The sequence below is a fragment of the Martinezella rhizogenes genome (assembly GCF_027460065.1).
Lineage (GTDB): Bacteria > Pseudomonadota > Alphaproteobacteria > Rhizobiales > Rhizobiaceae > Agrobacterium > Agrobacterium rhizogenes_C.
In genome coordinates this window covers 233,125-246,439 of the sequence record NZ_JAPYZZ010000005.1, presented here as the reverse complement: position 1 = coordinate 246,439, position 13,315 = coordinate 233,125, and the positions used below count along the sequence as shown (strand labels likewise).

Below are 13,315 nucleotides of genomic sequence, written 5' to 3'. Positions count from 1 at the left end.
CTGACGATTTCCATGGTGGCGCCGCCGAATATGCGGCGCCGCTTATCTGCCTCCATGAAAGCGGATAGAGATGACGGATATTTCCATGACTTCTGCGTCCATACCGGCGCGCGGCACGACAAAGGCCAAGCGCAAGCAAAGTTCGGTCGCACATGACCGGGCGCTGACCCTGCTGGTGTTTCTGCCGCCAGCACTTCTGCTCTTTACCCTCTTCGTTATCCTGCCCATGGGCGAGGCGGCGTGGTACAGCCTTTACCGCTGGAACGGCTACGGCACGCCGACCGATTTTGTGGGTTTGAAGAATTTCCAGGTCCTGTTCGGCAATGCCGCCTTCTCGCAGGCCCTGATGAATAACGGACTGATCATCCTTATCTCGATCCTGATCCAGATTCCGTTGGCGATCTGGCTCGCCATGATGCTGGCGCATCGCATTCCCGGCGTCGTCGCCTTCCGGCTGGTGTTTTTTCTGCCTTATGTTCTGGCTGACGTCGCAGCGGGTCTGATCTGGCGCTTCGTTTATGATGGCGATTATGGTCTGTTTGCCGCCATCTCCAATTTCTTCGGCTTCGCCAATCCTTACGTGCTGGCCGACAAGGATGTGGCGATCTATGCCGTGCTCGGCGTCATCGTCTGGAAATATTTCGGTTTCCACATGATGCTGTTCATCGCCGGCCTTCAATCCGTCGACAAGAATGTGCTGGAAGCGGCCGAAATCGACGGCGCGTCCGGCTGGCAGAAATTCCGTTACGTCACGCTGCCAATGCTTGGCTCGACGGTGCGCCTTTCCGTCTTCTTTGCGGTCATCGGCTCGCTGCAGTTGTTCGACATGATCATGCCGCTTACCGGCGGTGGCCCCTCCAACTCCACGCAGACCATGGTCACCTTCCTTTACACCTACGGCGTCATGCGCATGCAGGTGGGGCTTGGCAGTGCGGTCGGCGTCGTTCTCTTCGTCATCTGCGTGACGCTCGCCTTCGGTTACAAAAGGATTTTCATGCGCCATGACTGACACATCCACCTCCGTCCGCATGCCGCTGCAAACCAAGCTTTATCTTTATATTTCGCTGAGCCTGATTGCGGCCATCGTGCTCATCCCGCTTCTGACAACGGCCCTTGGCGGTTTCAAGACGCTGGGAGACCTGCGCGTCAATCCCTTCGGCATTCCGGCCGAATGGCAATGGGCCAATTACGGCGATATTCTTTTCGGCAAACGTTATTGGCTGCAGATATTCAACTCGCTTGTCATCGCGCTGTTGACGGTGTTCCTGACGCTTACCGTCTCGGCCATGGCGGCCTTCACCTTCGCGCATGTGAAATTCTTCGGCTCGTCCTTCATGCTCAATTATTTCCTGCTCGGCCTGATGTTCCCGGCGGCCACGGCCATCCTGCCGCTGTTCATCCGCATTCGCGATCTCGGCCTGCTCGACACCTATTGGGGGGTTGTTCTGCCGCAGGTGGCCTTCGGACTGGGCATGAGCATCCTTCTGTTCCGCAATTATTTTCGCAATCTGCCGGACGAGCTGTTTCAGGCGGCCTTCGTGGATGGCTGCGGTTATCTCCGCTTCTTCTGGCACATTTCCGTGCCGCTTTCGCGGCCGATTGTGGCGACTGTTGGCATCGTCTCTTTCGTTGGCAGCTGGAACAGCTACATCCTGCCGCTGATCATGCTGAATTCGGAATCGAAATATCCCTGGCCGCTCGGCATCATGGTCTATCGCGGCGAATTCGGCACGGAATGGCAGCTCGTGCTCGCCTTCATCACGCTGACGATCCTGCCGACCGTCATCGTCTTCTTCCTCGCCCAGAAACATATCATCGCGGGCCTGACGGCCGGTGCCGTCAAATCGTAACGTGAAAGGAGCAAAATATGGCTTCCGTCGAACTTAGGGATATCCGCAAGTCCTATGCCGCACTCGATGTCATTCACGGCATCTCGCTTGATATAGCCGACGGCGAATTCATCGCACTTGTCGGGCCTTCGGGCTGCGGCAAGTCCACGCTGCTGCGCATGATCGCCGGGCTGGAAGAAATCACCGATGGGGATATTCTCATTGGCGACAAGGTGGTCAATTCCATGACCCCGCGGGAACGCAACATCGCCATGGTGTTTCAGTCCTATGCGCTTTATCCGCATATGACTGTGGCCGAAAACATGGGCTTCAACCTGAAGCTCGCCGGCCAGCCGAAAACCGTCATCGAAGAGCGTGTGGCGGAAGCCGCCCGCATGCTCGATCTCGGCAAGCTTCTGGATCGCAAGCCGTCTCAGCTTTCCGGCGGCCAGCGCCAGCGCGTCGCCATGGGGCGCGCCGTCGTGCGCAACCCCGCAGTCTTCCTGTTCGATGAGCCCCTGTCCAACCTGGATGCCAAGCTGCGCGTACAGATGCGCAGTGAAATCAAGGCTCTGCACCAGAAGGTCGGTACGACCTCCATCTATGTCACCCATGACCAGATCGAAGCCATGACGCTGGCAGACCGGGTGGTGGTGCTCAATCACGGCCGCATCGAGCAGCAGGGCACACCGCTCGAGCTTTACAAGACACCCGCCAATCTCTTCGTCGCCGCCTTTATCGGTTCGCCCGCCATGAATCTCATCGAAGGCGTGGTCGATGGCGAGGGCGATGAGCCCGCCGCCCGGCTGAAGGATGGAACCGCGATCCGCATTGCCGCCTCCAGAAAGGTCAAACGCGGCCAGCCGGTGACGATTGGCTTGAGACCGGAACATATCGGCTCGAGCATAGGCGGTGATATTTCGCTATCCGGCAGGACGGTGCTGGTGGAGCCGACCGGCGCGCAGACGCATGTTGTCTTTGAACTGGCGGGTGATCAGGTGACGGCAGTGGTGGATGGCGAGCAACCGGTGAAGGTCAATACGCCCTTCGCCGCCACCGTGCATCATGAACGTGTGCATGTCTTCGACAGGGCGAGCGGCCTGGCGCTTTAAGCGCCATGTGCATTTTCAATGAAGTGTGAAAATTCTTTTGTCCCTCCGCTTTTGGGGCTTGTTTGAAAATCACGAGCGGTTAGCTTGGCGCTGGAGAAAAAAGCGGTTTACCGCGCAACTGTATCGATGCAGGAGGAGATTTTTATGAGAACGATCAAGGGCCCGGGTCTTTTTCTCGGCCAGTTTGCCGGTGATGTTGCCCCCTTCAACAGCTGGGATGCCATCACCAAATGGGCGGCGGAAAAAGGTTATGTCGGCGTGCAGGTGCCAAGCTGGGCAGGCCAGCTGATCGATCTCAAAAAAGCGGCTGAATCGAAGGATTATTGCGACGAGTTCGCCGGTGTGGCACGCCAGAATGGTGTGGAGGTGACCGAGCTTTCCACCCACCTGCAGGGCCAGCTCGTTGCCGTTCATCCTGCTTATGACGAGGCCTTTGACGGCTTTGCGGCACCGGAAGTGCGCGGCAACCCCAAGGCGCGCCAGGAATGGGCGGTAGAGCAGGTGAAGCTTGCGCTGAAAGCCTCGAGAAATCTCGGCATCAAGGCGCATGCGACCTTTTCTGGTGCGCTTGCCTGGCCGTTCGTCTACCCGTGGCCACAACGTCCGGCCGGTCTGGTGGAAACCGCCTTTGACGAGCTGGCAAAACGCTGGACGCCGATTCTCGATTACGCCGACGAGCAGGGTGTGGACGTCTGCTACGAAATCCATCCGGGTGAGGATCTGCATGACGGCGTCACCTTCGAGATGTTCCTGGAGCGGGTGAAGAACCATCCCCGCGCCAACATGCTCTACGACCCCTCGCATTACGTGCTGCAATGCCTTGATTATCTTGACAATATCGACATTTACAAGGATCGCATCAAGATGTTCCATGTCAAGGATGCGGAGTTCAATCCGACCGGACGGCAGGGCGTCTATGGCGGGTATCAGGGCTGGGTGAACCGCGCTGGTCGTTTCCGCTCGCTGGGCGACGGGCAGGTTGATTTCGGTGCGATCTTCTCGAAAATGGCGGCCAATGATTTCGACGGCTGGGCCGTGGTCGAGTGGGAATGCGCGCTGAAACACCCTGAAGATGGCGCGCGCGAAGGGGCCGAGTTCGTCAAGGCACATATCATCCGCGTCACGGAAAAAGCTTTTGACGATTTCGCATCTGGTGGCACCGACGATGCGGCCAACCGCCGTATGCTTGGGCTTTGAGAGCATTGCAGAGGAAACATTATGGCTATTGAAGGAAAGACAACCGACGCGGCGAACAAGCGGATTCGTCTCGGCATGGTCGGCGGCGGTTCGGGCGCATTCATCGGCGGCGTTCATCGCATGGCCGCGCGGCTCGACAATCGCTTCGATCTCGTGGCGGGGGCCCTGTCCTCGACACCGGAGAAATCCCTCGCTTCCGGTCGTGAGCTGGGGCTCGACCCTGAGCGTTGCTACGGCTCGTTTGAAGAAATGGCCGAAAAGGAAGCGCTGCGCGAGGATGGTATCGAGGCCGTGGCGATCGTCACGCCCAACCATGTGCACTATCCCGCTGCAAAGGCCTTTCTGGAGCGCGGCATCCATGTCATCTGCGACAAGCCGCTGACCTCCAATCTCGAAGACGCGAAAAAGCTGAAAGACGTGGCAGACAAGGCCGATGCGCTGTTCATCCTGACGCATAACTACACCGGCTATCCGATGGTGCGGCATGCGCGCGAACTGGTGGAGGCCGGTGAACTCGGTACGATCCGTCTGGTGCAGATGGAATATCCGCAGGACTGGCTGACGGAAGCGGTGGAACAGACCGGTGCGAAACAGGCGGTCTGGCGCACCGATCCGGCCCAATCCGGTGTTGGTGGCTCCACCGGCGATATCGGCACCCATGCCTATAATCTCGGCTGCTTCATTTCCGGTCTGGAAGCGGATGAGCTGGCGGCGGATGTGCACACTTTCGTCGAAGGCCGCCGGCTCGATGACAATGCCCATGTGATGATGCGCTTCAAGCCGAATGGCGGCAAGCAGGCCGCGAGGGGCATGCTCTGGTGCAGCCAGGTGGCGGTCGGTCATGAAAACGGGCTGAAGATCCGCGTTTATGGTGACAAGGCCGGTCTCGAATGGACGCAAGCCGATCCGAATTATCTGTGGTTTACGAAGCTCGGCGAGCCGAAGCAGCTGATCACCCGCGGCGGTGCCGGGGCAGGGGCGGCAGCCGCCCGCGTCACCCGCATACCCTCCGGCCATCCGGAAGGATATCTGGAAGCCTTCGCCACCATCTATACCGAGGCAGCACATGCCATCGAGGCGCGTCGCACCGGTTCGGCACTGGACAAGGCGGTGATTTACCCGACGGTGGATGACGGCGTCAAAGGTGTCGCCTTCGTCACGGCCTGCATCGAGTCAGGCAAGAAGAATGGCGGCTGGGTGAAGCTGTAAAACGACGTTGCGGCGTCTTTCTTCTCCCCGCCGGGGAGAAGGTGGCCCGAAGGGTCGGATGAGGGGGCTACGTTGCCGGATTTCGGAGAGCTCGCCCCCTCATCCCGCTGCCGCGACCTTCTCCCCCTCGGGGAGAAGAAGCAAGCGGCATCCGCTCGCTTCCTTTGTCATCGCGCAGTTCTGCTCGGGATGGATTGCAATCGAAAGCTGGGGCATAAGCCTCCACGCTCCAGAGCCCGGTCTGCCGCCACCTGACGGCGACATCAATTAACGCGTGTCGACTGTGGCTGCGTCCGCTCTGTCACCGGGCAGCCATCCTCGATCTTGGTCCAGGACGAAACGTTGAGCTTCATCTCGCAGCGCGCGAGATAAGAAGCGCCATCGACCTTCAGGCAGGATGTCTGGCCGAGTTCGAACATGGTGCCGCGATTTCGGCATTTGCAATTATGGGCATCCGCCAAGGCGGGGCTAAGGGCCACTATGAGGCCGGGTACGAGCACTCCAAGACGCATGGCTGAGGCTCCCAAGGATATGCCGCCAATTTATACCTGTCCGGCGGCATAGTCAAAACGGCCTTGCCTGAGGATAAGCGCGGCCGGACGGGGAACCGGCTCGAACGCTTGCGCTTTCACTCGATCAAAATAGCCCTGATATCATTGACATTCGTCAGGGTCGGACCGGTCACGACAAGATCGCCCGCCGCCTTGAAGGCGGTATAGCTGTCGTGGTTTACGAGCGACTGGCGCGGATCGACACCGGCAGCGCGCATGCGGGCAAGCGTATCCGGCGTCACCACGGCACCCGCCGCATCTTCGACGCCGTCTATGCCGTCGCTATCGCCTGCAATAGCCCAGATGCTGGCTGCGCCTTTCAGCGTCAGCGCGAGGCTTAACAGGAACTCCGTGTTGCGGCCGCCCTTGCCGGCCGGTCCCTTGCCAATCGTGACCGTGGTTTCGCCGCCGGAAAGCAGCACGGCCGGACCTTTGACCGGCAGGCCCTTGCGGCTGGCGGAGGACGCGATGCCGGCCATAACGGCACCGACATCCCTGGATTCGCCTTCAAGGGAATCCCCGAGGATAAGCGGCGTAAGACCGAGCTTCACGGCCTCATCCGCCGCAGCCTGCAGCGCAAGCGAGGGCGCCGCGATCATCCTGACATCCTCTTCGATATCACCGGACTTCGGGGTCTCCTCACCTTTTTCCAGCACCCTGCGCACGGTTTCGGGAAGATCGAGCGCATATCGGGCGACGATTTCGCGCACGGTCGCTATATCACTCGGATCGGCAACCGTCGGGCCGGAGGCGATCTCGGAGGGGTCGTCGCCGGGCACGTCGGAAATCAGCAGTGAAACAACCTTGGCCGGCTTGGCGGCCAGCGCCAGCCGCCCGCCCTTGATGCGGGAGAGATGCTTGCGCACCGCGTTCATTTCGGAAATCGTCGCGCCGCTTGCCAGAAGGGCACGGTTGACGGCCATCTTGTCGGCAAGCGTCATACCTTCGGCGGGAGCGATCATCAGCGCAGACCCGCCGCCGGAAATCAGCGCGATCACCATGTCGTCGGCGGTCAGGCCCTCAACGGCGGCGAGAATGCGTTTGGCCGCTTCCGCACTTTTGTCATCAGGTACGGGATGGGAGGCCTCGATGATCTCGATACGAGAGGTTGGAACCGCATGGCCATAACGCGTCACCACCACACCTGAAAGATCGACATGCGGCCATGCCGCTTCCAGCGCTGCGGCCATGGCGGCCGAGGCTTTGCCTGCCCCCACCACCACGCAGCGGCCTTTGGGCGGGGAGGGAAGGTGGTGTTGCAGCACCTTTGCCGGATCGGCGCTTGCGACTGCCGCCATGAAAATCCGGTTGAGGGCGTCTTTGGCGCGGCTGTCGTTCCATGCGGTCATCGGTTCACACTCCAATCCAGAGCGCGCCAAGCGCCAGAAGGGCGGGCAGGGCCTGAATGAACAGGATCTTCATGGTATTGGCGGTAACGGCACCGAAAATACCGGCCACCAGAACGCAGATGAGGAAGAAGACCTTGAAGCTCAGCCCTTCAACGCCCTGCATGAGCCCATAGATCAGCCCGGCTGCCAGAAACCCGTTATAAAGCCCCTGATTGGCGGCCAGCACTTTCGTCTGGCGGGCGAAATCCGCCGAGAAACCGAAGGCCTTGCGGCCGGCCGGCTTATCCCACAGCAGCATTTCCAGAATGACGATGTAGATATGGATGGCCGCAACCACGGCAATCAGAATGCTGGCGATCATCGGCGGTTTCCTCCAAAACCCTGATGTCCGTGGCGCATCGGTTCTCGTGAGAAAAACGGCAGCGAGCGGACAACTCCGTTTTAACGGCGGGACGAAGCGCTGCAAGGGCTTAATCCTTTCTTCCCGTGCAAACTGTTGATGAGCGACAGCCTGTTGCTTGACTCTTTGCTGAAATAGGAACAAAACAAGAACAGTAAGATTGAAAATCCGGAATTGAAAACCGTCATGCCATGCAAAAGCGCGCGGACCAGTTGCTCGTTGTCGAAGAGCTGCGTGAAAGGCTGGAAAGGATCGGTAACGGCCCTGAGCGGCTGCACGAGACCTTGCCTTTCGGCGTGGATGCCATCGACCATCACCTGCCGGGAGGCGGGCTGAAGCTCGGTTGCCTGCATGAGCTGAGCGGCGGCGGCAATGGCACTGCCGATGGGGCAGCGGCAGCGCTGTTTGCTGCCGGTGTGGCGGCACGGCTTTCCGGCAATGTTTTATGGTGTGTCACCCGGCGGGATCTGTTCATGCCGGGTCTGACGCAGGCCGGCCTGTCGCAGAACCGGCTCATCATCGTTGAATGCCGCGATGAGAAAGGCGTGCTTGACTGTTTCGAGGAGGGCTTGCGCTGCAATGGTTTCGGCGCGGTGATGGGTGAAGTGGCGAAACTGCCGATGACCGCCTCGCGGCGGCTGCAGTTGGCGGCGGAAACCTCTGGGGTTACCGGCATCGCCATCCGCCGCTTCCGGCGTCAAGCCGATGCGGCGCTGTTCGGGGAGCCGACGGCGGCGGTGACCCGCTGGCGCATCTCCGTGCGGCCCTCTTCGCCCCTGCCGGTGCCGGGAGTGGGCAGGCCGCGCTGGTTTCTCGAACTTTTGCGATGTCGCGGCGGCGAAAGTGCCGAATTTGAAGTGGAAGCCTGTGATGCAAAGGGTCGTCTCGCTCTACCTGCCGACATGGCCGACGGATCGTTTCCGGCGTCTTTCGGGCAAGAACGCGCCGCCGGTTGAAAAGCCGCTGGTCATGATTGGTCGTCAGGGCAGCCGCCGGCTGGTGCTGGCGCTCGACAAGGCGGCAAAGGCGGCGGGCATCCGCCCCGGCACGCCGGTCAGCAAGGCGCAGGCGCTGGTGCCGGGTCTTCTCGTTGAAGATCTGGATGCGGCTGGTGATGCCCGCGCCCTGCAGCAGCTGGCCTTTCATTTCCTGCGCATCTATGCCCCGATCGTCGCCGCCGACCCGCCGGACGGGCTGGTGCTGGACACGGCGGGTGCGGACCATCTGCACGGCAATGAGGCGCTGATGCTGAGCGGCATGGTCAACCGCCTGCATGCCGCCGGTTTTGCCGCCCGCGCTGCCATTGCCGATAGCTGGGGTGCGGCGCATGCACTGGCGCGTTTTGGTCGTGAGGAGATCAGCATCATACCGCCGGGTGGACAGAGAGCGTCGATCAGCGGCCTGCCGCTTTCCGCGTTGAGGCTGGAGGAGCGTATCGTTTCCGGGCTGAAGGTGCTCGGTTTCCGCAGCATCGGCGAGCTTGCCGAAGCCCCGCGCGCGCCGCTCACCCTGCGTTTCGGCCCCGAGCTCGTCCGCCGTCTTTCGCAGGCGCTCGGGGAGATCGGCGAACCCATCGAACCGGTGCGGGTGGCTGAACTGGTGGAGGTGCGGCGCGCCTTTCCCGAACCCATCGCAGCGGCGGAAACGATTGCCCGTTATAGCCAAAAGCTGGTTGCCGAACTTTGCGTCGCGCTGGAAAAGCGCGGCCTCGGCGCGCGCCGGGTCGATCTGGTGCTGCACCGGGTGGATAGCGGCCTGCAGGCCATACGGGCCGGTACGTCCAGACCGGTGCGCGATATCAAACAGCTCGTTCGGCTTTTGACCGACCGCATCGACACCATCGATCCCGGTTTCGGCATCGAGATGATGGTTTTGACCGCCACCCATGCCGAGCCGCTTGTCGCCGCGCAGGCCCGTTCTTCGCTTCTGGAGGAAGGCCGTGCGGAAATCGCCGATACGGTCGATGTCATCCTCAATCGTGGCCACAGGGTCTATCGTTATGCGGCGGTGGCAAGCGACGTGCCGGAACGTTCTCTTGCCCGCGTTGCGGCGCTGGCGGCGGAGGATACGCTCGGCTGGCCCGGCCACTGGCCGCGTCCGGTCCGGCTTTTTGCAAGGCCGGAACCCATCGAGACGCTGGCGCTGTTGCCCGACCATCCGCCGCGTTATTTCCTCTGGAAAGGCGTGCGCCATAATGTCAGGCGCGCCGACGGGCCGGAACGGGTGTTCGGCGAATGGTGGAAACGCGACCGGGAAAAGGCCGCCGTACGCGATTATTTCATGGTGGAAAACGAAGGCGGCGAGCGCTTCTGGATTTTCCGCTCCGGTGACGGCGAACATGCCGAAACGGGCTCGCAGGGCTGGTTCATCCATGGGGTCTTTGCATGAATACGCCCCGCTATGCCGAGCTGCAGGTGACCACGCATTTTTCCTTCCTGCGTGGGGCAAGCTCCTGCGAAGAGCTTTTCGAACAGGCCAAAAGCCTCGGCATCGAGGCGCTTGGTATCGTGGACCGCAACAGTCTTGCGGGCATTCCCCGCGCTTATGAAGCCGCCCATAATCATGGCATCCGCCTCATCATCGGCTGCCGGCTCGATCTGGACGATGATCTTTCCGTGCTCGCCTATCCCATGGATCGCGCGGCTTACGGGCGGCTTTGCCGACTGCTTTCCGTCGGCAAGAAAAGAGGCGGCAAGGGCAAATGCCGGCTGGCTTGGGACGATCTCGTTGCCTATGGCGAAGGCCTCATCGTCGTGCTGCTCGCCGATCTGGCCGATGATCTCTGCGCACTGCGGCTGCGACGTCTCAAAGCTGCTTTTGCCGACAGGGCCTATATGGCACTCAGCCTCAGAAGACGCCCCAACGACCAGATGCGGTTTTTCGAGCTATCGGAGATGGCGCAGGTCGCAGGTGTACCGACTGTTGTCACCAATGACGTGCTCTTTCATGTGCCCGAGCGGCGCATGCTGCAGGATGTCGTCACCTGCATCCGTCATAATTGCACCATCGATGAGGCCGGTTTCCGCCGCGAACGCCACGCCGACCGCTATATGAAGCCGCCGGAAGAGATGCACCGGCTGTTTGCCCGTTACCCTGAAGCGCTTGCCCGTAGCCTCGAAATTGCGAAACGCTGCAAATTTTCACTGAAGGAACTGGTCTATCAATATCCCGAGGAGCGTAGCCTGCCGGGACTGACGGCGCAGCAGGCGCTGGAGAAAATGGTATGGGATGCGGTGCCGGGGCGGTATCCGAAGGGTTTGCCCGAGAAGGTGGAAAAGGCGTTGCATCATGAGCTGGCGGTTGTCGGCAGGCTGCAATATGCCTCCTATTTCCTGACCGTGAATGCCATTGTCCGTTATGCGCGTTCAAAAGATATTCTCTGTCAGGGGCGTGGTTCGGCGGCCAATTCGGTTATCTGTTTTGTGCTTGGCATCACCGCCATCGATCCCGCTCTTTTCAGCAATCTCGTCTTCGAACGTTTCGTTTCCGAAAACCGGGGTGAGCCGCCGGATATCGACGTGGATTTCGAACACCAGCGGCGTGAAGAGGTCATTCAGTGGGTCTATGACACCTACGGCCGTGACAAGGCCGCACTCTGCTCTGTCGTTACCCGTTATCGCGGGCGTGGGGCGCTGCGCGATGTCGGCAAGGTTCTGGGCCTGCCGGAAGACCTGACCAAGCTTCTGTCTTCGCAGGTCTGGCGCTGGAGCGAAGGGGTGGGTGAAAAGCAGGTGAAGGAACTGAACCTCAATATGGAGGATCGCCGCCTGAAGCTTGTCTTCGAACTGGCCAACCAGCTTGTGGGCACGCCGCGCCATCACAGCCAGCATCCGGGTGGCTTTGTTCTGACCCATGACCGACTGGACGAACTGGTGCCGATCGAACCCGCCGCCATGGATGATCGCCAGATCATCGAATGGGACAAGGACGATATCGATGTCGTGAAGTTCATGAAGATGGATTGCCTGGCGCTTGGCATGCTTTCCTGCATGAAGCGCGGCTTCGACATGCTGGAGGCACGCACGGGAGAAAAATATGATCTCGCCGCCATGCCGCCGGATGACGGCCCTACCTATGCCATGATCCAGAAGGCCGATACGCTCGGCACGTTCCAGATTGAAAGCCGGGCGCAGATGTCGATGCTGCCGCGCCTGAGGCCGAAGGAGTTTTACGACCTCGTCATTCAGGTTGCCATCGTTCGTCCGGGGCCCATTCAGGGGGATATGGTGCATCCCTATTTACGCCGCCGGCAGGGAAAGGAAGCGGTCCTTTTTCCGAAAAAAGAACTTGAAAGCGTCTTGGGAAAGACGATGGGTGTTCCGCTGTTTCAGGAGCAGGCGATGCGGATCGCCATGGATTGCGCGGGTTTCACTGCAGATGAGGCTGACCAGTTGCGCCGGGCCATGGCGACTTTCAAGAATGTCGGCACCATTTCCAAATTCAGGGAGAAACTGGTCACGGGCATGGTAGAGCGCGGTTATGAGCAGGAATTCGCCGAACGCATCTTCAAACAGCTGGAAGGTTTCGGCAGTTATGGTTTCCCCGAAAGCCATGCGGCTTCCTTCGCGCTGATCGCCTATGCCTCCTCATGGCTGAAATGCCATCATCCCGATATTTTCTGTACGGCGCTTCTCAACTCGCAGCCCATGGGTTTTTACGCCCCGGCGCAGATCGTGCGCGATGCGCGTGATCATGGTGTCGAGGTGCGTCCGGTCTGCGTTAATAACAGCCGCTTCGATTGCACGCTGGAGCCTACGGGCAAGAAGAATGGCAAGGGTGAGGAGCGCTTTGCCGTGCGGCTTGGCCTGCGCATGGTGAAGGGGCTTTCCAATGATCATGCTGCAAAAATCGTCGCCTCCCGGCAGGATCGGCCTTTTGCCTCCGTTGACGATCTGTGGCGAAGGGCGGGTGTTCCGGCCGCCGCCCTTGTCTGTCTGGCGGAGGCCGATGCCTTTCTGCCGGCACTTTCGCTTGCCAGGCGCGAGGCGCTCTGGGCCATCAAGGCCCTGCGGGATGAGCCGCTGCCGCTTTTCGCCGCCGCTGCCATCAGGGAAAATGCCGTTATCGAAGAGCTTCAGGAACCCTCCGTTGCGCTCAGGCCCATGACTGATGGTGGCGAGGTGGTGCAAGATTATGGCCATGTGGGGCTGACACTGCGCGAACATCCCATGACCTTCCTGCGGCATGATCTTTCCCGCCGCCGCATCGTCACCTGTGCGGAGGCGGTACGCGTTCGGGATGGCACATGGCTGGAAACGGCCGGCCTGGTGCTGGTGCGCCAGCGCCCCGGTTCGGCAAAGGGCGTGATCTTCATGACGCTGGAGGACGAGACGGGCATTGCCAATGCGGTGCTGTGGGTCAAAACCTTCGAAAAATACCGCCGCGTGGTGTTGTCCGCCGGCATGGTCGGCATTTACGGCAAGATCCAGCGGGAAGGTGAGGTGGTGCATCTGGTCGCCCACCGGCTGACCGATCTGTCGCAGGCCCTGGCAAGCGTGGGCGAGCGCAACCACGCCTTTCCCCTGCCGCATGGGCGTGGTGACGAGTTTCATCACGGCATGCCGCCGGATGACCACCGCGTCATCAGGAAACGCCCGCCGCCCGCCGACCATGATGACGATGCGGTCGAGCGGATAAAGGTCATTTCCCGCAATTTTCACTGAGGCGC

Annotated in this window: 11 protein-coding genes; 8 read left to right on the top strand and 3 right to left on the bottom strand. The window is 60.5% G+C overall.

Annotated features, from left to right (window positions below; all coding sequences use genetic code 11):
- The first annotated feature begins 70 nt into the window (after nt 1-70).
- The 5 genes from O8B93_RS10810 (at nt 71) to O8B93_RS10790 (ending at nt 5,347) form a co-directional block, all read left to right on the top strand.
- Nucleotides 71-1,009 (top strand): carbohydrate ABC transporter permease, encoded by a 939-nt coding sequence (locus O8B93_RS10810; protein WP_269709833.1) that lies wholly within the window; start codon nt 71-73, stop codon nt 1,007-1,009.
- Nucleotides 1,002-1,850: a carbohydrate ABC transporter permease gene (locus O8B93_RS10805; RefSeq protein WP_269709831.1), complete on the top strand. Its 849-nt coding sequence runs from the start codon at nt 1,002-1,004 to the stop codon at nt 1,848-1,850. The genes O8B93_RS10810 and O8B93_RS10805 overlap by 8 nt, the downstream gene beginning before the upstream one ends.
- Before the next feature lie 17 nt (nt 1,851-1,867).
- Nucleotides 1,868-2,941 carry an ABC transporter ATP-binding protein gene (locus O8B93_RS10800; RefSeq protein WP_269709828.1) on the top strand — a complete coding sequence of 358 codons (1,074 nt, stop codon included), beginning with the start codon at nt 1,868-1,870 and terminating at the stop codon, nt 2,939-2,941.
- A 144-nt stretch (nt 2,942-3,085) separates the two neighbouring features.
- Nucleotides 3,086-4,138 (top strand): sugar phosphate isomerase/epimerase family protein, encoded by a 1,053-nt coding sequence (locus O8B93_RS10795; protein WP_269709826.1) that lies wholly within the window; start codon nt 3,086-3,088, stop codon nt 4,136-4,138.
- Nucleotides 4,139-4,159: 21 nt separating this feature from the next.
- Complete coding sequence (locus O8B93_RS10790; protein ID WP_269709824.1) at nt 4,160-5,347, top strand: Gfo/Idh/MocA family protein; 1,188 nt, start codon at nt 4,160-4,162, stop codon at nt 5,345-5,347.
- A 263-nt stretch (nt 5,348-5,610) separates the two neighbouring features.
- Here O8B93_RS10790 and O8B93_RS10785 read toward each other — a convergent pair whose 3' ends face one another.
- From O8B93_RS10785 to O8B93_RS10775, 3 genes are all read right to left on the bottom strand, one after another.
- Nucleotides 5,611-5,859, bottom strand: a complete 249-nt coding sequence (locus O8B93_RS10785; RefSeq protein WP_162688048.1) for a hypothetical protein — start codon at nt 5,857-5,859, stop codon at nt 5,611-5,613.
- 116 nt (nt 5,860-5,975) lie between these two features.
- Nucleotides 5,976-7,247 (bottom strand): glycerate kinase type-2 family protein, encoded by a 1,272-nt coding sequence (locus O8B93_RS10780; RefSeq protein WP_269709820.1) that lies wholly within the window; start codon nt 7,245-7,247, stop codon nt 5,976-5,978.
- Between the two features lie 4 nt (nt 7,248-7,251).
- Complete coding sequence (locus O8B93_RS10775; protein ID WP_269709818.1) at nt 7,252-7,608, bottom strand: DUF1304 domain-containing protein; 357 nt, start codon at nt 7,606-7,608, stop codon at nt 7,252-7,254.
- A gap of 230 nt (nt 7,609-7,838) precedes the next feature.
- On the opposite strand from O8B93_RS10775, the gene O8B93_RS10770 reads away from it, so the two are divergent.
- From O8B93_RS10770 to O8B93_RS10760, 3 genes are read left to right on the top strand one after another with little or no spacing between them, the layout of a single operon-like run.
- Nucleotides 7,839-8,603 carry an ImuA family protein gene (locus tag O8B93_RS10770; protein ID WP_269709816.1) on the top strand — a complete coding sequence of 255 codons (765 nt, stop codon included), beginning with the start codon at nt 7,839-7,841 and terminating at the stop codon, nt 8,601-8,603.
- Nucleotides 8,518-10,035 carry a Y-family DNA polymerase gene (locus tag O8B93_RS10765; RefSeq protein WP_269709814.1) on the top strand — a complete coding sequence of 506 codons (1,518 nt, stop codon included), beginning with the start codon at nt 8,518-8,520 and terminating at the stop codon, nt 10,033-10,035. Before O8B93_RS10770 ends, O8B93_RS10765 begins: the two co-directional genes overlap by 86 nt.
- Nucleotides 10,032-13,310 carry an error-prone DNA polymerase gene (locus tag O8B93_RS10760; protein ID WP_269709812.1) on the top strand — a complete coding sequence of 1,093 codons (3,279 nt, stop codon included), beginning with the start codon at nt 10,032-10,034 and terminating at the stop codon, nt 13,308-13,310. Before O8B93_RS10765 ends, O8B93_RS10760 begins: the two co-directional genes overlap by 4 nt.
- The last annotated feature ends 5 nt before the right edge of the window (nt 13,311-13,315 follow it).